The sequence below is a fragment of the Microbacterium sp. PF5 genome (genome assembly GCF_004794315.1).
In the GTDB taxonomy this organism is placed as follows: Bacteria; Actinomycetota; Actinomycetes; order Actinomycetales; family Microbacteriaceae; genus Microbacterium; species Microbacterium sufflavum.
Genome location: NZ_SSDQ01000106.1, coordinates 81,204 through 102,127, shown reverse-complemented (window position 1 = coordinate 102,127; position 20,924 = coordinate 81,204). Strand labels below are relative to the sequence as shown.

Here is a 20,924-nt window from a genome sequence, read left to right as displayed (position 1 = left end):
TGATCGGCACCTGGACCTCGTTCCTCCTCTTCGGCGGCGAGTTCCCCGGCACCGACATCGTCGGCCGTCTCTACACCCTGCACATCCTGCTGCTCCCGATGCTGGTGATCGCCTTCATCGTCCTGCACCTGATGCTCATGGTCATCAACAAGCACACGCAGTTCGCCGGCCCCGGCCGCTCGAACGACAACGTCGTGGGCTACCCGATGATGCCGGTGTACATGTCCAAGATGGGCGGCTACCTGTTCATCGTCTTCGGCACCATCGTGCTGATCGCGACGTTCTTCCAGATCAACCCGATCTGGAACTACGGCCCGTACGACCCGTCCCCCGTCTCGGCGGGTACGCAGCCCGACTGGTACATCGGGTTCGCGGACGGCGCGCTGCGCCTCGCCCCGTCGAACTGGGACATCGTGTTCCTGAACCACACGTGGTCGTTCGGCATCCTGGCTCCGGTCGCAGTGCTCGGCCTGTTCATCGTGATCGTGGCGATCTACCCGTTCATCGAGGCGTGGGTCACGGGCGACAAGCGCGAGCACCACATCGCCCAGCGTCCCCGCAACGCGGCCACGCGCACGGCGATCGGTGTCGCGGGCGTCATCTTCTACGCCGTGCTGTGGGCGGCGGCATCGTCCGACCTCATCGCGACGCACTTCATGCTCACGATGGAGGGCGTGATCCACACGCTCCAGGTGCTGCTGTTCCTCGGCCCGATCATCGGCTACTTCGTCACCAAGCGCATCTGCATCGCGCTGCAGAAGAAGGACCGCGAGATCGTGCTGCACGGCTTCGAGTCGGGCCGCATCGTCCGCCTCCCCGGTGGCGAGTACATCGAGGTGCACCAGCCGGTCGACAAGTACGACCGCTGGAAGCTCATCGACATCGACGGCTACGAGCCCCTCGTGGTGCGCCCGAACGCCAAGGGCCGCATCCCGTGGACGGAGAACCTTCGTTCGGCGATGTCGCGCTGGTTCTTCGAGGACCGTCTGGCTCCGCTCACGCAGGCCGAGGTGGACGCCGCCGATGCACACCAGCACCACGTCACGGCGGACAACGAGGCGGCCGAGGCCGCGGAGATCCAGGGCGCTCACGAGCGCGCCGGCTTCCCCGACGCCCCGCTCACGGTGGACGAGACTCACGTCGACGAGACGCCGAACACGCCCAGCACGGTGATCTCGACCGAGCCCGTGAAGCGTCCGCGCAAGAAGAAGTCGGAGGACGACGAGTAGTCGCCACTCCCCCGCTGAAGGCCCCGTCCCGTCGGACGGGGCCTTCGTCGTCTCACCGATGAGAGGATCACTTCATGTCATCCAGTGCTCGGCCAGCTCGCTCGCGTGCGCTTTCGCCCCGACGCGCCCTCCATCTCGCCGCTGAGTCTGCCGCCGGTCCCCACGCCGCTGCTGGCCCCCTCGCCGGTCCCCACGCCGCTGCTGGATCCCTGTCCCTCGACGATCTCAACGACGCCGGCGGACCCGGCACCGCCTCCTCTACAGCCGCAGCTCCCACTGGCAGCACTCACGTCGTCGCTCCTGGACCCCTCGCCGGTCCCCCCGCCGCCGGCCCCCTTGCCCCCGCCGCTCCCCCTGACGGCACTCACGCCGGCGCTGCTGAGCCCATCGCCGAAGCCCGTACCGACATCCACATCGTTGGACATGGAGCCCGTGACGTGCACCCCTGGTTCGCGTCTGTCACGCGGTCCATGCCGAACCCATCGACCCCTGCATCGGCCACGACCGACACGTTCCCGATCACGCTGGACATGGGGCACGCGGCCCAGGACGAAACGACACGGAGCACCCCCGCGGTCATCGGCTCGGCGGCGTCGCTATGACACGCGTGCGTATCCGGCCGGCGGAGCCGCAGGACATCGCTGCTCTGGAGGAGATCGAGCTCGCGGCCGATCGTCTCCTGGTCCAACGCTTCCGAGCGCAGGACTGGCCGCCCCCGGCGACGGCGGCCGAGCGCGCCGCCCATGATGGCTACGTCCTGGTCGCCGAGGTGGTCGATTCGCGCCGTGCCGCGCATCCCGCCCGCTCTGCGCTCACCGTCGTCGGCTTCGCCCACGTCCTGCAGATCGACGGAGATGGGCATCTCGAGCAACTGTCGGTCCACCCCGATCACGGTCGCCGGGGTATCGGTCGGCAGCTGGTGCATGCCGCGCTGGACGAGAGCGTTCGACGGGGGAATCAGCGCATCACCCTGCGCACCTACGTCGAGGTTCCCTGGAACGCCCCGTTCTACGCCAGGTGCGGGTTCGCCGTGAGCACTCCCGATACGCCGTTCCTCGAGTCCCTCGTGAGCATCGAGCACGCCCTCGGGCTGGACGCATACGGAACGCGCGTGCAGATGACGCGGCGCCACTGACTGCGGGGGCCAACGGCAGAATCCGCACGACCGACGTCCGTCTCACTGCGCCACGCGGCCAGAGCGGGAACTAGCGTGGAGACATGATCTCGCGCTCCGACTACTTCGCCGCCAAGCTCGCCTATGAAACGGATCCCGCCGACGTGCACGCCGCGCGCACCACGGGCGAACAGCTCGTCGTGGTCGATGTCCGGTCCTCGGAGGCGTGGACCCAGGGGCGCGTGACGGGCGCGGTTCACATGCGCCACAGTGAGATCGCCGCCCGGGCGCCGCTGGAGATCTCCCCCGACGCCGAGGTCGTCGTGTACTGCTGGAGCCCCGGCTGCAACGGCGGTACGCGGGGCGCGGCCGAGTTCGCCCGCCTCGGGTATCGGGTCCGCGAGATGATCGGCGGATTCGAGTACTGGGTGCGAGAGGGCTACCCGGTCGAAGATGCCGATGGCGTGCACCACCGCCCCGTCGATCCCCTCACCGGGATTCCACGGATCCGCACGCGCGCCTGAACGCCGCGCTCACACACACGGGAAAGGCCCCCCGGAACGATCCGGGGGGCCTTTCGCAGGTACAGCGCTCAGCGGGCGAAGTTCCCGCGGTAGTACTCGTAGACCCAGCCGACGATCGCGACCACGAAGATCGCGAGACCGATCGGCAGGAGGAAGTGACCCACCGCGAGCCCGACAACGAACACGCCTGCCGAAGCGGCGAGCACGAGCGGCCACCACGACCACGGGCTGAACTCTCCGAGCTCGGGGTCACCGTCGTCGATGTCGGAGGTCAGGATGTCTTCCGGCAGCTCACCGTTCTGCGCCTTGTGGGTGCGGTCGAGGTAGAACGCGACCATCGCTCCCATGAAGGCGGAGAAGAACAGCGCCACGGTGCCGACCCACTCGATCTGATTCACGAGCGGCAGGCCGGGGTGGGCGAGGATGTTCCAGCCCGTGTAGACGACGCCCACAAGGGCGAAGAACGCGGTCAGGACCCACCAGATGATGACGTTATCGCGCATGACTCAGTGGCCCTCTCGCTCGCCGGGTGCGGTGGTCGCGAACTCGGCCGCCTCCGGGTGGTTCAGGTCGAACGCGGGACGCTCGCTGCGGATACGCGGGATCGACGTGAAGTTGTGCCGCGGCGGCGGGCACGAGGTCGCCCACTCGAGCGAGGCGCCGTAACCCCACGGGTCGTTCACCGTCACCTTGGGCGCCTTGCGCGCGGTGATCCAGACGTTCAGGAAGAACGGCAGCATCGAGGCGCCGAGGATGATCGCGCCGATCGTGGAGACCTGGTTCTGCCAGGTCCAACCATCGGCCGCCGAGTAGTCCGCGTAGCGACGCACCATGCCGTCCACACCCAGCCAGTGCTGGATCAGGAAGGTCATGTGGAAGCCGACGAACAGCATCCAGAAGTGCACGTAGCCCAGACGCTCGTTGAGCATGCGTCCCGTCCACTTGGGCCACCAGAAGTAGAAGCCCGCGAACATCGCGAACACGACCGTGCCGAACACCACGTAGTGGAAGTGCGCCACCACGAAGTACGAGTCGCTGAGGTGGAAGTCCAGCGGCGGGGCCGCGAGGATGACACCGGTCAGACCACCGAAGACGAACGACACCAGGAAGCCGAGCGCGAAGACCATCGGGGTCTCGAACGTGACCGACCCTCGCCAGAGCGTGCCGATCCAGTTGAAGATCTTCACACCGGTCGGGACGGCGATGAGCATCGTCATCAGCGCGAAGAACGGCAGCAGCACCGAACCGGTGACGTACATGTGGTGCGCCCACACGGCGACCGACAGCGCGGCGATCGCGATCGTCGCGTACACCAGCGTCTTGTAGCCGAAGATCGGCTTCCGGCTGAAGACCGGGAAGATCTCCGAGACGATGCCGAAGAACGGCAGCGCGATGATGTACACCTCGGGGTGGCCGAAGAACCAGAACAGGTGCTGCCACAGGAGCACACCGCCGTTGGCCGGGTCGTAGACGTGAGCGCCGAGGACGCGGTCGGCGGCGGCGGCGAAGATCGCGGCCGCGAGCACCGGGAACGCCATCAGGATGAGCAGGCTGGTGATCAGCGTGTTCCACGAGAAGATCGGCATGCGCCACATGGTCATACCCGGGGCACGCATCGTGATGATCGTGGTGATGAAGTTCACCGCACCGAGAATCGTTCCGAAGCCGGAGATGCCCAGACCGAGCATCCAGAGGTTTCCACCGGCACCCGGCGAGAACGAGGCGTTGGCCAGCGGCTGATAAGCGAACCAGCCGAAGGACGCGGCACCCTGCGGGGTGAGGAAGCCGGCGACGGCGATCGTCGACCCGAAGAGGAACAGCCAGAACGCGAAGGCGTTGAGACGCGGGAAGGCGACGTCGGGCGCACCGATCTGCAGCGGCAGGATCGCGTTGGCGAAACCGGCGAACAGCGGCGTCGCGAACATCAGCAGCATGATCGTGCCGTGCATCGTGAACAGCTGGTTGTACTGCTCCTTCGTCGGGATGATCTGCATGCCCGGCGCGAAGAGCTCGGCGCGGATGACCAGGGCCATCACGCCGCCGAGGAGGAAGAACAGCACAGACGCGATCAGGTACATGTACCCGATCGTCTTGTGGTCGGTGGAGGTGATCCACTTGACGACGATGTTGCCCTTCTGCTCCACACGCGAGGAGCTCATGAGAGCCGCCTGACGTGCGGGCAGAGTGGTGGGACGGGAGCGGGGTGCCTCGTCGGTGCGAGGAGCTTCAGTGGTCGACATGACTTACTCCTCTCCTTCCTCGGTGTCGGTCTTCCCGGAGGTGCCGGGGAGGTTCGAGAGACGGTCGTACGCGTCGGTGATGTCGCCCGTGTTGCCCTTCTCCTCGAGCGACTCGAGGTAGGCGTCGTACTCCTCCTGGGAGACGACCTTCACGTTGAACAGCATCATCGAGTGGTACTCACCGCAGAGCTCGGCGCACTTGCCGGCGTACTCGCCCTCGCGCGTCGGGATGAAGGACCAGGAGTTGTCCTTGCCGATGAACATGTCCTTCTTGTACAGGAAGTCGATGATCCAGAAGGAGTGGATCACATCGCGCGACTGAAGGTTGATCGTGACCTTCTTGTCGACGGGGAGCACCAGCGTCGGGAGCTCGGCCTTGTCGATGTTGCCCTCGGCATCGGGCTGGGCCTGGATGCCCATCGTCCAGACCGTGTCGTCTTCGGTGTCGCCGTTGTACTGGAAGTCCCACGCCCACTGCTTGGCGATCGCGGTGATCTCGACGTCGGGGTTGTCCCACTTGGTCTCGATCTCGGTCTGGTCGCGCGCCGTGAAGAAGAACATGCCCAGCACGAGGATGAGCGGCACGATCGTGTAGAAGATCTCGATCGGCATGTTGTAGCGCATCTGCACCGGGAGACCGGTCTGCCCCTTGCGCCGGCGGTACGCGATCGCGGCCCACGCCATGAGGCTCCAGGTGATGACGCCGACGGCGAGAAGAACGATCCAGGAGTTCACCCAGAGCGACGACACGCGCTCCGTCTGGTTGGTCGCTGCCGGGCCACCCTCCACGAAGCCCGGAAGAAAGCCGTTCAGCTCGGTGGGAGTACATCCCGCCAGAGCCACAGCTGCCACGACTCCCACAGGGAGTGCGGCCCAACGAAGGCGGCGTTTCGAGGGCACGATGCACCTTTCAGATTGCGGACAGGGCACGTTCAAGTCTAGAGCAACCTCACACCCGATTCATGCCATCCACGCAGGTTCCGCACGCGAAACGGCCGCCGTCACGCGAGGTGACGACGGCCGTGGTCCGGAAATCCGCCGATCAGTGGAAGCTGTCTCCACAGGCGCAGCTTCCCGCGGCGTTCGGGTTGTCGATCGTGAAGCCCTGCTCGGAGATCGTGTCCTTGAAGTCGATCGACGCGCCGTCGAGGTACGGGACGCTCATGTTGTCGACGATGACCTCGACGCCGTCGAAGTCGACCGTCTCGTCGCCCTCGAGGAAGCGCTCGTCGAAGTAGAGCTGGTAGATCAGGCCGGAGCAGCCTCCGGGCTGGACGGCCACGCGCAGACGCAGATCGTCGCGGCCCTCCTGCTCGAGAAGGTTCTTGACCTTGGTGGCCGCGGCGTCCGTCAGGCTGACGCCGTGTGCGCGGGTGGTCTCTGCGGACAGGGTGGTGTCGGTCATGTCACTCCTTGGGACGGGCCGCGATACACGGCTTCTGTGACGATTCTACCGCCGCTTCCCGCGACGGGCTCAGAGCTCGACGGCGTTCATCCGTGCCAGCAGCAGCGCCTCGGTCGCGACCGCATGACGGAAGGTGTCCAGGTGCAGCGACTCGTTCGGGCTGTGCGCGCGGGAATGCGGGTCTTCCACTCCCGTCACGAGGATCTGCGCGTCGGGGAACTCGCGGACGAGGTCGGCGATGAACGGGATGGACCCGCCGACTCCCAGGTCGACCGGCGCCACGCCGTAGCCGTCGCGCATCGCGTCGCGGGTGAGCGAGACCGCCCAGCCGCTGGTGTCGACGAGGAACGGGTTGCCCAGGTCGACGTCGGAGAACGACAGTTCGGCGCCGAACGGGGCGTGGGCACGCAGATGCCGCTCCAGCGCGTCATACGCCTCCTGCCCCGTCTGCCCGGGTGCCACCCGCGCGCTGATCACGACGGTGACCTCCGGCAGCAGCGTGTTCGACGCGGCCGAAACGCTCGTCGCGTCGATGCCGATGACGGTCACCGACGGCTTGTTCCAGATGCGGCTCAGAATCGTCCCGTCGCCGATCGGCATCGTGCCGGGAAGGAGACCCGCTTCGTCGCGCAGGGTCGCCTCCGCGTACTCCGGCGTCTCCGCCTCGCGGCTCGTCATACCCTCGACGGCGACCGATCCGTCGGCGTTCCAAAGCGTCGAGAGCAGCCGGACGGTGGCCATCATCGCGTCGGGCACCGCGCCACCGAACATCCCGGAGTGGGACGCGTGGTCGAGCGTGCGGACCTTCATCGTGAACCGGGCGTTCCCCCGGAGCGACACGGTAAGCCCGGGCGTCACCGAATCCCAGTTGCCGGAGTCCGCCACGACGATGGCGTCGGCGCGGAGGGCGTCTTTGTTGTCGGCGAGGAACTGGGCGAACGAGCGGGAGCCGTACTCCTCCTCCCCCTCGATGAACATCGCGATCCCGAGGTCGAGGTCGGCACCGAGAACCGACGACACCGCGCGGATCGCACCGATGTGGGCCATGATCCCCGCCTTGTCATCGGCGGCCCCGCGTCCGTAGAGGCGGCCGTCGCGCACCGTCGGCTCGAACGGCGGGGTCTCCCAGAGGGCGTCGTCGCCGGGGGGCTGCACATCGTGGTGGGCGTAGAGGAGGATCGTCGGCTTGCCGTTGCGAGCAGCGCGGGTCGCGAGCACCGCGGGCTGTCCGTGCTCATCGGTGCCCGGGATCGCGGCACGCAGCACACGCACCTCGTCGAACACCCCCGTGTCCCTGGCCAGCGTCGCGACGGCGTCCGCACTGCGCTCCAGCTGCGTCTGATCGAACGCGGGCCAGGCCATGCCGGGGATGCGGACCAGGTGCCCCAGATCGGACAGCGCGGACGGGATGCCGGTGGCCACGGCCTCGAGGACGGCGGCGTCGGACTCGCTGGGAAGTGCAGGTGAGGTCATGCGGGTAATCTTAAGGTGACCATCTTCAGCGAACCGAGGAAACCCGTGGCCACTACCCCCGTCTCCCCTTCGACGAACGACGACGCCCCGCAGACGCCCGCCGTCGGCAAGGGGCGCGCCACGCCGACCCGCGCCGAGCAGGAGGCCGCGCGACGTCGGCCGCTGGTGGCCAACACCAAGGAGGCGAAGGCGGCCGCCCGGGCCGAGCTGAACGAGCGGCGCGCACGCGCCCAGGCGGGGATGGCCGCCGGGGAGGAGAAGTACCTCCCGGTGCGCGACAAGGGCCCGCAGCGGCGCTGGGTGCGCGACTACGTCGACGCGGGCTGGCACCCGGCGGAGTTCGTCATGGGCGTCATGGTGCTGGTGATCCTGGCGTCACTCCTGCCGACGAACCTCATGATCTCGTTCTACGCGTACCTGTTCATGATGGCGTACCTCGTCATCGCGATCGGCGGCATGATCCTGCTCGGCCTTCGGGTCAAGCGCAAGGCGGCCGCGAAGTTCGGCGCCGACCGCGTCGAGAAGGGCCTCGGATGGTACGCCGGCATGCGCGCACTGCAGATGCGGTTCATGCGCCTGCCGAAGCCGCAGGTCAAGCGCGGGCAGTACCCCGACTGACCAACCCGCGGTTGATCTCGCGACCCCAGAACGGGCCGCGGTAGAGGAACGCCGTATACCCCTGCACCAGGGTCGCTCCAGCGTCCAGACGCTCCTGCACGTCGGCGGCCGTCTCCACTCCGCCGACCGCGATCACGCAGAAGTCCTCGGGCACCGCGGAACGGACGACCCTCAACACCTCGAGAGAGCGCCGCTTGAGCGGAGCACCGGAGAGCCCGCCGGCACCCGCAGCCTCGACCGTCGCGGCATCGGTGACGAGCCCGTCCCTGCTGATCGTGGTGTTGTGGGCGATGATCCCCGCGAGTCCCTCCGACACGGCGAGCTGCGCGATCGCGGTGATCTCATCATCGGCGAGGTCGGGCGCGATCTTGACCAGCAGCGGGGTCGAGCCCGAAGCGTCGCGGACGGCGCGCAGCAGTGGCGCCAGCGTCTCCACCGCCTGAAGCCCGCGAAGGCCCGGAGTGTTCGGAGAGGAGACGTTCACCGCGAGGTAGTCGGCGAGAGGCGCGAGCCGGGTGGCTGACGCGACGTAGTCGGCGATCGCGTCCTCGACATCGACCACGCGGCTCTTGCCGATGTTGACCCCGATGACCGTGTCCGGCGCGCCCCGCCGGAGCCGGGCCAGACGACGGGCCGCGGCGTCCGCTCCCCTGTTGTTGAAGCCCATCCGGTTGATCACGGCACGGTCGGCGATCAGGCGGAAGAGCCGGGGCTTCGGATTCCCGTCCTGCGGGATCGCCGTGATCGTGCCCACCTCGACGTGTCCGAAGCCGAGCGCGGCGAGACCTCGTACGCCGACCGCGTTCTTGTCGAAGCCCGCGGCGATACCGAACGGCGACGGGAACGTGAGGCCCAGCGCCTCCACACGCAGTGACGGATCCGGCCTGGTCATCGCGCGGGTCGCCCAGGACAGCGGCGGGACACCGACGGCACGGATGACGGCCATGCCGGCGTGGTGGGCGAACTCGGGATCGAAGCGCGACAGGACGGCGCGGAAGAGGAGGGGATACATCCCTGCCAGATTACCGGTCGCCCGCCTCCGCCTTCGCGTGGTCAGCGCGGAGATCGACGATGGCCGCCTCGAAGTCCTCCAGAGAGTCGAACGCCTGATAGACGCTCGCGAATCGAAGGAACGCGACCTCATCGAGCTCACGCAGCGGACCCAGGATTGCCAGGCCGATTTCGTTGGTATCGAGCTGGGACACCCCGGTCTGACGCACCGCCTCTTCCACGCGCTGCGCGAGGATCGCCAGGTCGGCCTCCGTCACCGGACGCCCCTGACAGGCCTTTCGCACGCCGGAGATCACTTTCTCCCGGCTGAACGGCTCCATCACGCCCGAGCGCTTGATCACGTTGAGGCTGGCCGTCTCCGTCGTCGAGAACCGTCCTCCGCACTCCGGACACTGTCGGCGACGGCGGATCGAGAGTCCGTCGTCGCTGGTGCGGGAATCGATGACCCTGGAGTCGGGGTGACGGCAGAAGGGGCAGTGCATCTGACCGATCCTACGCGGTGAACCGCGCCTCGATCGCCTCGCCGTGCGCGGGCAGCGCTTCGCTGTTCGCCAGGGCGACGACCCCCTCGCGAACCGCGGCCAAGGCGGCGCGATCGTAGGAGACGACCTGCTGCGGACGGAGGAAGGTATAGGCGCCGAGGCCCGGTGCATAGCGCGCCTGGCCGCCGGTCGGCAGCACGTGGTTGCTCCCCGCCATGTAGTCGCCGAGGCTCACCGGGGTGTGGTCGCCCACGAACACCGCGCCGGCACTGGTGAACGCCGCCGCTGCCTGCTCGGCGTCGGACAGGTGCAGTTCCAGGTGCTCCGGCGCGTACGCGTTGCTGAACGCCACCGCCATCGCGCGGTCGTCGACCAGGACGACCGCGGACTGCGGACCAGCCAATGCGGCAGCGACACGTGCGCTGTGGCGCGTCGCCGCGGTGAGCCGCTCGACCTCGGCGACGACCCGGTCCGCGAGTCCCTCCGCATCGGTGACGAGCACGGCCGACGCCTGCTCGTCGTGCTCGGCCTGGCTGACCAGGTCGGCGGCGACGAGACGCGGATCGGCGGTGGAATCCGCGACCACGAGGATCTCGGTCGCTCCAGCCTCGGAGTCCGTTCCGACGACACCCGCCACGGCCCGCTTGGCCGAGGCGACGTAGTTGTTGCCGGGGCCCGACACCACATCGACGGGATCGAGGCCGAGACCGGGGACACCGTGCGCGAAGGCACCGATCGCTCCCGCACCTCCCATGGCGTACACCTCGGTCACTCCGAGCAGAGCCGCGGCCGCCAGGATCGTCGGGTGGACACGACCGTCCTGATCCGCCTGCGGCGGCGAGGCCAGGGCGATCTGCTGCACCCCGGCGACCTGCGCGGGGACGACATTCATGACGACGCTCGACGGGTAGACGGCCTTTCCGCCGGGGATGTAGACACCGACCCTGTGCACGGGCTGCCACCGCTGAGTGATCGTGGCACCCGCGCCGATGGTCGTGACCTGCGAGGCCGGGACCTGAGCGGCTGAGGCCAAGCGCACGCGCTGGATCGCCTCGTCGAGCGCCGCCCGCACTGCCGGATCGAGCGAGTCGAGGGCCTGCGTCATGTGCGCCTCAGGCACGCGAACCTCGTGCCCGACGACCCGGTCGAACCGCTCCGCCTGCTCCCGCAGCGCACCCTCACCGCGCTCCCGCACCTCCTCGACGAGGCGTGCCGCGGTGTCGAGCGCCTCCGCGCGCGCCTGCGTGGCGCGGGGGACGGCCGCGAGCATGTCCGCGGGCGAGAGCTCGCGCCCCCGCAGATCGATCGTGCGCATGTCAGCCCTTCGTGATGTCGGTGATGTCGTGGAGGTATCCGATGCGGCCGTCGTCATGGCGAACGACGTAGGCCCCTCCGCGATCCTCGATCACCAGCGCCCACGCGGTCGGCCCCACCCGGAAGATCGGCTCGCCGCGCTCGTCGTGCACATCGCGCTCGGTGGGCGCCAGGATCCAGAACGGTTGCGCCGCCTCCGTGTACTGGCGGGGGATCGTAGCCTCGACGTCGTCGTCCTGCTCGTCCGCGACGATCGGATGGACGGCCGTGGCATCGTCGGGGACATCGACCGCTCCTGTCTCCTCCCGAGCGGTCGTGCCGAGGAGCGACTCGATGCTCCCGGTGTCGGAGACGATCTCGGGCTGCTCGGCCCGGGAACGCCGGGAGTAGCTCGGCGTGTACTCCTCCTCGTCGGTCACGGGTATCGTCCCCGTGCCTCCGCCCGACGCGTGCGCAGTGAGCGGGATCCGGTCCGAGTAGTCGGCCGGGTACGAGTCGGTGTCGTCGTGACGCCGATCTCCATCGCCCGCATCGGGTACCACGTCGGTGACGGCGTCGGTTGCGGTGTCCGGGCTGGTGGGGGGTCCGGTGTCGATGACCGCGTCCGCGTCGGACTCCTCCCGCGACCCTACCGCCGCCTCGTCCTGAGTCTTCCCGGACGTCGACTCCGGGCGCGGACGGGCGATCACCGGCCGGACGGGATTCGCGTTCCGGTGGGCGAGAGTCACCAGCCGACCCTGGAAGTCTTCACGCAGCCCCGGGATCAGCGGTGCGAAAACGGTCAGGACGACCAGCGCCACCGACGTGATGACCTGCACGAGCGCGTTCCACGGCAGACCCCACTGACCCGTGGCGATCGCGGCGGACACCGCCAGCCAGAGGTTGCCCGCCCACACGCACGCGGATACGGCGAAGGCGACGGAGGCGAACTGATCGATGCCCAACGAGCCCACGCGGCGGATGCCGTCGGGAGAGAACCGGCGCAGCACCAGCAGGAACACGGCCACCGTCGGGACGCCGATCGGCAGGATCCACTGGATGCCGATGCCCCACAGCGAGACGCCGCCGCTGAGGGGGAAGAAGGAGACGAGGAACGACACCAGCCAGACGCCGACGATCAACAGCTCACGCAGTGTGAAGCCGAGGATGCCGTACTCCGGGGTCACTTCGTCGTCGTAGAGGACGCCGTCCTCGTCGCTGAACACCGCGTCGGCGGCATCCGGCTCGGGAAGTTCCGTGCTCATAGTGGTCCTTTCATCACCGGCGCACTCTGGCCGTGGCGGTGCTGTCGACGGCTCCCGATCCTACCCGTTCACCCCAGACAGGTCGGGCCGAGCAGTGACTTGAGGTCGCCGAAGAGGTCGGCCGACACCTTCACCGGCATCGGGACCTCGAACACCTTCGCGGTCCCGCCGCGGTGCACCCGAAGCAGCACCTCGGTCTCGCCGTTGTGCCGTCGCAGCACCTCGGCGAGCTCGTGCATCACGCGCTCGGTGGCGCGCTGCTCCGCGAGCACGAGCGACAGCGGGCCTGCGGCGTCGAACGAGCCCACATCGGGTGCGAAGGCCGACTGGGCATGCAGGTTGAGGCCGTCGTCGCGGCGCGACACCCTCCCCCGCACGGCCAGGATCGCGTCCTGCTGGAGGGTGTGCTGGAACTCCGTGTACGTCTTGCCCATGAACATCACGGTGACCTCGCCGTTGAAGTCCTCGACCGTGATCATGCCGTACGGGTTTCCGCTGGCCTTCGCCACCCGGTGCTGCACGCTCGTGACCAGGCCCGCGACCGTCACCTGGTCGCCGTCCTGCAGGTCCTCCGAGTTGTTGAGGTCATGGATCGAGATCGACGCGTGCTTCGCCAAAGGCACCTCGAGGCCCGCGAGCGGATGGTCGGACACGTACAGCCCGAGCATCTCCCGCTCGAACGCCAGCTTGTCCTTCTTGATCCACTCGGGTCGAGCGGGGACCTTGGCCGGCGCGACCTCCTCCAGCCCGTCGTACAGGCTGTCGAAGTCGAACCCGATCGCGCCCTGAGCCTCGTTGCGCTTCCGGTCGACCGCGGCCTCCACGGCGTCCTCGTGCACCTCCAGCAGCGCACGCCTCGTGTCGCCCATCGAGTCGAACGCGCCCGCCTTGATGAGTGACTCCACGGTGCGCTTGTTGGCGACATGCAGCGGGACCTTATCGAGGAAGTGGTGGAACGACGTGAAGCGCTCATCCTTCCTGGCCTGCACGATCCCGTCGACGACGTTGGTGCCCACGTTGCGCACCGCTCCCAGACCGAAGCGGATGTCGTCGCCGACGGCGGCGAAGAAGTTGATCGACTCCGAGACGTCGGGCGGCAGCACCCGGATACCCATGCGGCGGCACTCGTTCAGGTACAGCGCCATCTTGTCCTTCGAGTCGCCGACGCTCGTCAGCAGCGCCGCCATGTACTCGGCCGGGTAGTGCGCCTTCAGGTACGCGGTCCAGTAGGACACGAGACCGTACGCGGCGGAGTGCGCTTTGTTGAACGCGTAGTCGGAGAAGGGCAGGAGGATGTCCCACAGCGCCTTGATCGCGCCCTCGCCGAAGCCGCGCTCTTTCATACCGCCGGCGAAGCCCTCGTACTGCTTGTCCAGCTCGGACTTCTTCTTCTTTCCCATCGCGCGACGGAGGATGTCGGCCTGACCGAGGCTGAACCCGGCGACCTTCTGCGCGATGGCCATCACCTGCTCCTGGTAGATGATGAGGCCGTACGACTCCTCCAGGATCTCGGCCAGGGGTTCTTCGAGCTCCGGGTGGATCGGCGTGATCTGCTGCTGGCCGTTCTTGCGCAGCGCGTAGTTCGTGTGCGAGTTCGCGCCCATCGGGCCCGGGCGGTACAGCGCGATGAGGGCCGAGATGTCACCGAAGTTGTCCGGCTTCATCAGGCGCATGAGCGACCGCAGCGGAGGGCTGTCGAGCTGGAACACGCCCAGGGTGTCGCCGCGCGCGAGGAGCTCGTACACCGCGGGGTCGTCGAGTCCGAGGTGCTCGAGGTCGAGCTCCTCGCCTCGGTTCATGCGGATGTTGTCGAGCGCGTCCGAGATGATCGTGAGGTTGCGCAACCCCAGGAAGTCCATCTTGATCAGGCCGAGCGTCTCGCACGACGGGTAGTCGAACTGCGTGACGATCTGCCCGTCCTGCTCGCGGCGCATGATGGGGATGATGTCGAGCAGCGGCTCCGACGACATGATCACACCGGCAGCGTGAACGCCCCACTGGCGCTTGAGGCCCTCGAGCCCGAGCGCGCGATCGAACACCGTCTTCGCCTCGGGGTCGGTCTCGATCAGCGCCCGGAACTCGCTCGCCTCCTTGTAGCGCGGGTGCGCGGAGTCGAACATGCCGTCGAGGGGCATGTCCTTGCCCATGACGGCGGGGGGCATGGCCTTGGTCAGACGCTCCCCCATGCTGAACGGGAACCCGAGCACGCGGCCGGCATCCTTGAGCGCCTGCTTGGACTTGATCGTGCCGTAGGTCACGATCTGCGCCACGCGCTCGGAGCCGTACTTCTCCGTCACGTACTCGATGACCTCGCCACGGCGGCGGTCGTCGAAGTCGACGTCGAAGTCGGGCATCGAGACGCGGTCCGGGTTGAGGAAGCGCTCGAAGATGAGACCGTGCTCCAGGGGGTCGAGGTCGGTGATCCGCATCGCGTACGCCACCATCGATCCGGCGCCGGAGCCTCGGCCGGGACCGACGCGGATGCCGTTGTCCTTGGCCCAGTTGATGAAGTCGGCGACGACGAGGAAGTAGCCAGGGAACCCCATCTGCAGGATGATGCCGGTCTCGTACTCCGCCTGCTTGCGCACCCGGTCGGGGATACCGCTCGGGTAGCGGTAGTGGAGGCCCTTCTCGACCTCCTTGATGAGCCAGCTGTCTTCGGTCTCGCCGTCCGGCACGGGGAAGCGGGGCATGTAGTTGGCGGAGGTGTTGAACTCCACCTCGCAGCGCTCGGCGATCAGCAGCGTGTTGTCGCACGCCTCCGGGTGATCGCGGAACAGCTGCCGCATCTCGGCCGCGGTCTTGATGTAGTACCCGTCGCCGTCGAACTTGAAGCGGTTCGGGTCGTCGAGCGTTGACCCCGACTGCACGCACAACAGCGCCTCGTGCGCGTCGGCCTCGTGCTGGTGCGTGTAGTGCGAGTCGTTCGTGGCCACCAGCGGGATGCCCAGGTCTTTGGCCAGCCGCAGCAGGTCGGTCATCACCCGGCGCTCGATCGACAGGCCGTGGTCCATGATCTCGGCGAAGTAGTTCTCCTTGCCGAAGATGTCCTGGAACTCCGCCGCCGCCGCCCGCGCCGCGTCGTACTGCCCAAGACGAAGACGCGTCTGCACCTCGCCCGAGGGGCACCCGGTCGTCGCGATGAGGCCCTTGCCGTAGGTCTGCAGCAGCTCGCGGTCCATGCGGGGCTTGAAGTAGTAGCCCTCCATGCTCGAGAGCGAGCTGAGCCGGAAGAGGTTGTGCATCCCCTCGGTGCTCTGACTCCACATGGTCATGTGGGTGTACGCGCCGGACCCCGAGACGTCGTCGCTCTTCTGATCGGGCGAGCCCCACTGCACGCGGGTCTTGTCGCTGCGGTGCGTGCCGGGGGTGACGTACGCCTCCAGCCCGACGATCGGCTTGATGCCCGCGGCCTGCGCCGCCCGGTAGAACTCGAACGCCGCGAACGTGTTGCCGTGGTCGGTCACGGCGATCGCCGGCATGCCGTAGTCGGCCGCCGCCTGCGTCATGGCATTGATCTTCGCTGCGCCGTCCAGCATCGAGTATTCGCTGTGCACATGCAGGTGGACGAAGGAATCGGATGCCATGTTCCGAGTCTACGGCGGGGCCCCGACACCGAGATCGGTGCCGGGGCCCGTGTCCGGGCCGCCGTGGCTGTCAGGGGATCGCGTCGACGATCGACACGTCGTAGGTGGTTCGTTCGTCCGGCACACCCGACGGCACGAGATCGTGCCCGGACTGCTTCACGTACCAGATCGCGGACTCGACGACCCATCCCGTGGTGCTGTCGATCGTGATCGTCTCGGTCCGCGCGTCGATATCGGTGAACTCGACGCGATACGTCACCTCCGAACCCGCCGTCGAGTCGACCGTGGCACGTCCCGTGAGCTGCAGAGCGGACAGATACGCCGACCGCACGTCCGGGGGCGCGATGTTCTGCTTCAGCTGGCTGAGGATCTCCATGAGCACCGAGTCATCGCGCGCACCGCCGGCCTCGGCGAAGAAACTCGACCAGTAGTCGAGCAGCCCCTGCGGATCCCGGGGCGCGGCGTCGTAGTAGCCGGGGCCACCGACCGGAGGCAGGTCACCGTACTGCCGCCCGCCGACCGACTGCAGCTCAGAAACTTCTGGCCGGTACGGCGCGAGGCTGTCCCACGTCCATCGCATCACCTCGGTATCGGTGCCGAACAGCTCGACGCGCTCCATCGAGGGCCCATAGCGGCTGACCCACGTGCCGGCGCGGTCGGCCGGCACGTAGTCCACTGCGTGCGAGCGCATCACGGCGGCCGAGATGGTCTGCGGGTCGCCGCTCCGCGGCCAGCGGAACACGCCCCCCACACCATCCCGGAAGTAGAGCGCGTCGCTGGTGTAGCGGATCTGCAGATACTGCCCCGCCTGCGGGGTCGTACCGGGGAACGGCTCGGTCGCACCCGTCCCCGACGTCGCCGACGGACGCGGCAGCGGGTCGCCGTGCGGGCGCGGATCGAGCGTCTGCACCGGCACGGCCTCCACGCGCGGCTCCGGTGCCGTCAGCTGGCTCAGCATCACGACCCCGGCCGTGGCGGCCGCGACCCCCGCGACCGCCCCGGCGACGAGGAACAGCGGCCGGCGCACCCTCCGTGACCGCTCGGCCGCCACCCCCGCGTCGATCCCCGTGAGAAGCCGCGCCCTGGCCGACGTCAGGTGCTCCTCGCTGAGGCCGGCCCCCCGGTTGACCTCACGCACGCGCTCGAAAACGTCCATCGACTTCTCCCTTCTTCTCCGTGACCATCGTGTTCCGACCGCGGGCGCGCGCCGGATCCAACCGTGTCCGCACCCGGTTCATGCGGGACCTCACCGTTCCCACGGGAACGCCGAGGGCGAGCGCGATCTCCTCGTAGCTCAGGTCGCCCCAGGCGTAGAGCAGAAGAGTCTCGCGGTCTTTCGCCGACAGCGCGGCGATCAGCGGGGCGAGCTGACGGGTCGAGAGCTCGGCGTCGAGCCGGGCGATCGTCCCGTCGAGGTCGCCGTGAGCGATGTGCTCCTCACGCGCCGCCGACTGCGCCGCCGAGCGCAGGTGCTTCGCCTCGCGCGCCCTGTGCTTCTTGATCAGCCGCGACGCGATGCCGTACAACCACGGGAGTGCGGAGTCCCAGGACGTGTCGAACGACGACCGCCGCGCGAAGGCGACGAGGAACGTCTCGCTGAGGACGTCCTCTCCGGCATCCATCCCGAGGCGGCGGGCGGCATAGCCACCCACCGCGCCGGCGTGTCTGTCGAACAGTTCGGCGAACGCCCGGGGGTGCCCGAGCGACCGCTGAATGATCTCGCTGTCTGTGCTCACACTATGTATTGCCTCAGAAGCACGATCCGGTTCGAAACTCGTCGCGGCGCCCCGTCGACGACCGATCCGCCGCGCGTTCCCCGGTCCTCACTCACCCGGTCGGTCACTCCACGACGGCCCGTCACCGCAGGTCGAGACGCATGAGCACCCGGGGGAACCCGTCGAGCACGGACCCGGTGTCGGCGGCCTTCGTGAAGCCGGCACCCTCGAACAGGGACCGGGTTCCCACGTACGCCATCGTGAGGTTCACCTTCTCCCCCGCGTTGTCGACCGGATATCCCTCGATCGCTGGAGCCCCGCGTTCCCTGGCGTACGCGACCGCGCCGTCGATCAGCGCGTGCGAGACACCCTGCTTGCGGAATCCCGGGCGCACGCGGAAACACCACAGCGACCAGACGTCCAGATCGTCGACGTGCGGGATGAGGCGATTGCGCGCGAAGCTGGTGTCACGCCGGGGATGCAGAGCCGCCCACCCCACGGGCTCATCGTCGAGATACGCGATGACGCCCGGCGGGGGGTCCTGGTGGCACAGCTCGCGCACGCGATCCGCACGAGCCTGCCCGCGCAGGGACACGTTCTCCTTGTTGCCGATCCGATAGCTGAGGCAGAAGCAGACGTTCGACGTCGGCTTCTTCGGACCCACCAGTGTCGCGACGTCGTCGAAGACGGTCGCGGGGCGCACCACGATGCTCATGCGGTCAGTGTGGCGCACACCACCGACACCGCGCGCGCGGCACCCCGGGGCAGCCGCTACTCCCCGCGCAGCACGTCCAGCGCGTGCCGGAAGTCGGCCGGATACGGCGACTCGAACTGCACCCACTCGCCGGTGGTCGGGTGCGCGAACGCGAGCTGGTGGGCGTGCAGCCACTGTCGCGTCAACCCGAGCCGTGCGGACAGCGTGGGGTCGGCGCCGTACAGCGGGTCCCCGACGCAGGGGTGACGATGCGCGGCCATGTGCACGCGGATCTGATGCGTGCGCCCGGTCTCCAGGTGGATCTCCAGCAGCGAGGCTCCGGGAAACGCCTCGAGCGTCTCGTAGTGCGTGACCGATGGCTTGCCGTCCGGCACGACCGCGAACTTCCACGAGTGATTCGGGTGGCGCCCGATGGGCGCGTCGATCGTGCCGACGAGCGGGTCGGGGTGTCCCTGGACGACCGCGTGATAGATCTTCTCGACCGTCCGCTCCTTGAACGCGCGCTTGAGCGCGGTGTACGCGCTCTCGCTCTTGGCGACGACCATGAGCCCGCTCGTGCCCACATCGAGCCGATGCACCACGCCCTGCCGTTCCGGAGCCCCGCTCGTGGCGATCCGGAAACCCGCGGCGGCCAGAGCCCCGACGACCGTGGGCCCTTCCCAGCCCAGCGAGGGATGGGCGGCGACCCCGGTGGGCTTGTCGACCACCACGATGTCGTCGTCGTCATACACGATGCCCAGCTCGGGCACCGCGATCGGCTCGATCCTCGGCGCCTCCCTGGGCTGCCACTCCACCTCGAGCCAGGCCCCGCCGTGCAGACGGTCCGACTTGTCGAGCGTCGCGCCGTCCTGCCGCACACCGCCGCTCGCCGCGACCTCCGCCGCGAACGTCCGCGAGAAGCCGAGCAGCTTCGCGAGGGCCGCGTCGACGCGCGTGCCGTCGAGCCCGTCCGGGACGGGGAGAGAGCGCGACTCCACGCTCAGCGCTCCTCGGGAGACGACGACCCCGCCTCGGCCGACGCGCGTCCGTCGACGACGCGGTCGCTCTCACTCACCGCAGCCTCGTGCTCGGCCGCGACGGCCTCCGCGTCCTCATCGGTCTCCACCGGCGCGTGGTCGCGCTCGCGGGTGCCGTCGAAGCGCAGGCCGAACACCACCAGCAGTGCCACCGAGATCATGCCGGTGACGATGAAGATGTCGGCGACGTTGAAGATCGCGGGCATCATCCACGGCATGGAGATCATGTCGACCACGTGGCCGACCGGGAACCCGGGCTCGCGGAACAGCCGGTCGCTGAGGTTGCCGAGCACACCGCCGAGCAGGCAGCCGAGGACGACGGCCCACAACCGGGACCTCAGGCCGAAGGCCTTCCAGACGATCACTCCCGCGACGACCGCGAGGGCGATCGTGAAGATCCACGTGACCTCGGACCCGAGCGAGAACGCCGCTCCGGGGTTGCGGATGTAATACAGCTGCAGGAACTCCCCGAGCACGGGGACGACCTCGTGCAGCGGAAGGTGCTCGATGGTGAGGTACTTCACAAACTGATCGGCGGCCAGCACGACCGCTGCGAGAATCGCAACGAGCGCGCCGGCCGCCGACCGACGAAGGGGACGACGTCCTGTCAACGCGACGCCTTACAAGCCGATCGCGGAGACGGGCGTGGAGTCCGTGGAAGCCGACTTCTCGTCGAGGTCGCGGAGCTGACCCTCGATGTAGCCACGCAACTGAGCACGGTAGTCGCGCTCGAAGTTGCGGAGCTCGGTGATGCGGGCCTCGAGCGTGTTGCGCTCGCGCTCCAGACGCGCCGACTCCTCGCGCTGCTTGGCCTCGGCCTCGGTGCGGATGCGAGCGACCTCGGTCTCCGCCTCCGCGATGAGCGCGTTGCGCTTGGCCTCACCCTCGGCGACGTGCTCGTCGTGCAGACGCTGGGCGAGCTCGATGATCCCGGCGGTCGCCGTGGCAGAACCGGTCGGAGCGGGCTCGGCGGGCGTGGCCTCGGCGGCGGGCGCGGCCACCGGCTTCGGGGCGGGGGTCTCGGCGGCGGCGGGCGCGGCACCGGACTCGTACGCGGCCAGCTTGGCCTTCAGCTCGGCATTCTCCTCGAGGGCCTTGCGCCACTCGATGACGATCTCGTCGAGGAAGTCGTCGACCTCGTCCGGGTCGAAGCCGTCCTTGAAGCGGACGTGCTGGAACTGCTTGGTGACGACGTCATCCGGGGTAAGTGCCATGGGTGGCTCCTCTTTCGATGAGT

20 protein-coding genes are annotated in these 20,924 nt (G+C 68.3%); 4 read left to right on the top strand and 16 right to left on the bottom strand.

Going from position 1 to position 20,924, the window contains the following annotated elements:
- The 3 genes from DW297_RS08625 to DW297_RS08615 all read left to right on the top strand — a co-directional run.
- The coding region (locus DW297_RS08625) for a cytochrome b (protein WP_136031367.1) at positions 1–1,229 on the top strand (1,229 nt) is incomplete at its 5' end.
- Between the two features lie 598 nt (positions 1,230–1,827).
- The gene (locus DW297_RS08620) at positions 1,828–2,364 is read left to right on the top strand and encodes a GNAT family N-acetyltransferase (protein ID WP_136031365.1); all 537 of its coding nucleotides are present in this window, start codon (positions 1,828–1,830) and stop codon (positions 2,362–2,364) included.
- Positions 2,365–2,447: 83 nt separating this feature from the next.
- Complete coding sequence (locus DW297_RS08615) at positions 2,448–2,867, top strand: rhodanese-like domain-containing protein (RefSeq protein ID WP_136031363.1); 420 nt, start codon at positions 2,448–2,450, stop codon at positions 2,865–2,867.
- 68 nt (positions 2,868–2,935) lie between these two features.
- Here DW297_RS08615 and DW297_RS08610 read toward each other — a convergent pair whose 3' ends face one another.
- The 5 genes from DW297_RS08610 to DW297_RS08590 all read right to left on the bottom strand — a co-directional run bounded on the left by DW297_RS08610 (position 2,936) and on the right by DW297_RS08590 (position 7,985).
- Positions 2,936–3,370: a cytochrome c oxidase subunit 4 gene (locus tag DW297_RS08610; protein WP_025105064.1), complete on the bottom strand. Its 435-nt coding sequence runs from the start codon at positions 3,368–3,370 to the stop codon at positions 2,936–2,938.
- 3 nt (positions 3,371–3,373) lie between these two features.
- The gene (gene ctaD / locus DW297_RS08605; RefSeq protein ID WP_205812734.1) at positions 3,374–5,107 is read right to left on the bottom strand and encodes an aa3-type cytochrome oxidase subunit I; all 1,734 of its coding nucleotides are present in this window, start codon (positions 5,105–5,107) and stop codon (positions 3,374–3,376) included.
- Positions 5,108–5,110: 3 nt separating this feature from the next.
- On the bottom strand, positions 5,111–6,007 hold the full coding sequence (ctaC, locus tag DW297_RS08600; protein ID WP_136031360.1) for an aa3-type cytochrome oxidase subunit II: 897 nt from the start codon (positions 6,005–6,007) through the stop codon (positions 5,111–5,113).
- Positions 6,008–6,149: 142 nt separating this feature from the next.
- Positions 6,150–6,512, bottom strand: coding sequence for an iron-sulfur cluster insertion protein ErpA (gene erpA, locus DW297_RS08595; protein ID WP_136031358.1), 363 nt, complete (start codon positions 6,510–6,512; stop codon positions 6,150–6,152).
- 69 nt (positions 6,513–6,581) lie between these two features.
- Positions 6,582–7,985: a dipeptidase gene (locus DW297_RS08590; protein ID WP_136031356.1), complete on the bottom strand. Its 1,404-nt coding sequence runs from the start codon at positions 7,983–7,985 to the stop codon at positions 6,582–6,584.
- A gap of 45 nt (positions 7,986–8,030) precedes the next feature.
- On the opposite strand from DW297_RS08590, the gene DW297_RS08585 reads away from it, so the two are divergent.
- Positions 8,031–8,603, top strand: coding sequence for a DUF3043 domain-containing protein (locus DW297_RS08585; RefSeq protein ID WP_136031354.1), 573 nt, complete (start codon positions 8,031–8,033; stop codon positions 8,601–8,603).
- Here the strand turns inward: DW297_RS08585 and DW297_RS08580 are convergent.
- The 11 genes from DW297_RS08580 to DW297_RS08530 form a co-directional block, all read right to left on the bottom strand.
- Positions 8,578–9,615 carry a quinone-dependent dihydroorotate dehydrogenase gene (locus DW297_RS08580; protein ID WP_136031352.1) on the bottom strand — a complete coding sequence of 346 codons (1,038 nt, stop codon included), beginning with the start codon at positions 9,613–9,615 and terminating at the stop codon, positions 8,578–8,580. The genes DW297_RS08585 and DW297_RS08580 overlap by 26 nt on opposite strands.
- A 10-nt stretch (positions 9,616–9,625) precedes the next feature.
- On the bottom strand, positions 9,626–10,096 hold the full coding sequence (gene nrdR, locus DW297_RS08575; RefSeq protein ID WP_136031351.1) for a transcriptional regulator NrdR: 471 nt from the start codon (positions 10,094–10,096) through the stop codon (positions 9,626–9,628).
- A 10-nt stretch (positions 10,097–10,106) separates the two neighbouring features.
- Complete coding sequence (gene hisD / locus DW297_RS08570; RefSeq protein WP_136031349.1) at positions 10,107–11,411, bottom strand: histidinol dehydrogenase; 1,305 nt, start codon at positions 11,409–11,411, stop codon at positions 10,107–10,109.
- A gap of 1 nt (position 11,412) precedes the next feature.
- On the bottom strand, positions 11,413–12,654 hold the full coding sequence (locus tag DW297_RS08565; RefSeq protein ID WP_136031347.1) for a hypothetical protein: 1,242 nt from the start codon (positions 12,652–12,654) through the stop codon (positions 11,413–11,415).
- 68 nt (positions 12,655–12,722) lie between these two features.
- Positions 12,723–16,241: a DNA polymerase III subunit alpha gene (gene dnaE / locus DW297_RS08560; protein WP_136031345.1), complete on the bottom strand. Its 3,519-nt coding sequence runs from the start codon at positions 16,239–16,241 to the stop codon at positions 12,723–12,725.
- 70 nt (positions 16,242–16,311) lie between these two features.
- The gene (locus DW297_RS08555; RefSeq protein WP_136031343.1) at positions 16,312–17,397 is read right to left on the bottom strand and encodes a hypothetical protein; all 1,086 of its coding nucleotides are present in this window, start codon (positions 17,395–17,397) and stop codon (positions 16,312–16,314) included.
- A complete protein-coding gene (locus DW297_RS08550) occupies positions 17,372–17,977 on the bottom strand; it encodes an RNA polymerase sigma factor (protein ID WP_136031341.1) in 606 nt (201 codons plus the stop codon). Before DW297_RS08550 ends, DW297_RS08555 begins: the two co-directional genes overlap by 26 nt.
- A 121-nt stretch (positions 17,978–18,098) precedes the next feature.
- A complete protein-coding gene (locus DW297_RS08545; RefSeq protein WP_136031339.1) occupies positions 18,099–18,671 on the bottom strand; it encodes a GNAT family N-acetyltransferase in 573 nt (190 codons plus the stop codon).
- Positions 18,672–18,727: 56 nt separating this feature from the next.
- The gene (locus DW297_RS08540) at positions 18,728–19,648 is read right to left on the bottom strand and encodes an RluA family pseudouridine synthase (protein ID WP_136031337.1); all 921 of its coding nucleotides are present in this window, start codon (positions 19,646–19,648) and stop codon (positions 18,728–18,730) included.
- Positions 19,649–19,650: 2 nt separating this feature from the next.
- Complete coding sequence (gene lspA / locus DW297_RS08535) at positions 19,651–20,211, bottom strand: signal peptidase II (protein WP_240744563.1); 561 nt, start codon at positions 20,209–20,211, stop codon at positions 19,651–19,653.
- Positions 20,212–20,307: 96 nt separating this feature from the next.
- Complete coding sequence (locus DW297_RS08530; RefSeq protein ID WP_136031335.1) at positions 20,308–20,901, bottom strand: DivIVA domain-containing protein; 594 nt, start codon at positions 20,899–20,901, stop codon at positions 20,308–20,310.
- Positions 20,902–20,924: the final 23 nt, after the last annotated feature.

Bases quoted from the DNA above. Each gene is read 5' to 3' on its own strand.
- nrdR (WP_136031351.1), bottom strand. From the start codon at position 10,096: ATGCACTGCCCCTTCTGCCGTCACCCCGACTCCAGGGTCATCGATTCC.
- hisD (WP_136031349.1), bottom strand. From the start codon at position 11,411: ATGCGCACGATCGATCTGCGGGGGCGCGAGCTCTCGCCCGCGGACATG.
- DW297_RS08555 (WP_136031343.1), bottom strand. From the start codon at position 17,397: ATGGACGTTTTCGAGCGCGTGCGTGAGGTCAACCGGGGGGCCGGCCTC.
- DW297_RS08615 (WP_136031363.1), top strand. From the start codon at position 2,448: ATGATCTCGCGCTCCGACTACTTCGCCGCCAAGCTCGCCTATGAAACG.
- DW297_RS08620 (WP_136031365.1), top strand. From the start codon at position 1,828: ATGACACGCGTGCGTATCCGGCCGGCGGAGCCGCAGGACATCGCTGCT.
- DW297_RS08590 (WP_136031356.1), bottom strand. From the start codon at position 7,985: ATGACCTCACCTGCACTTCCCAGCGAGTCCGACGCCGCCGTCCTCGAG.
- ctaD (WP_205812734.1), bottom strand. From the start codon at position 5,107: ATGTCGACCACTGAAGCTCCTCGCACCGACGAGGCACCCCGCTCCCGT.
- dnaE (WP_136031345.1), bottom strand. From the start codon at position 16,241: ATGGCATCCGATTCCTTCGTCCACCTGCATGTGCACAGCGAATACTCG.
- DW297_RS08530 (WP_136031335.1), bottom strand. From the start codon at position 20,901: ATGGCACTTACCCCGGATGACGTCGTCACCAAGCAGTTCCAGCACGTC.
- DW297_RS08565 (WP_136031347.1), bottom strand. From the start codon at position 12,654: ATGAGCACGGAACTTCCCGAGCCGGATGCCGCCGACGCGGTGTTCAGC.
- DW297_RS08545 (WP_136031339.1), bottom strand. From the start codon at position 18,671: ATGAGCATCGTGGTGCGCCCCGCGACCGTCTTCGACGACGTCGCGACA.
- DW297_RS08610 (WP_025105064.1), bottom strand. From the start codon at position 3,370: ATGCGCGATAACGTCATCATCTGGTGGGTCCTGACCGCGTTCTTCGCC.
- DW297_RS08580 (WP_136031352.1), bottom strand. From the start codon at position 9,615: ATGTATCCCCTCCTCTTCCGCGCCGTCCTGTCGCGCTTCGATCCCGAG.
- erpA (WP_136031358.1), bottom strand. From the start codon at position 6,512: ATGACCGACACCACCCTGTCCGCAGAGACCACCCGCGCACACGGCGTC.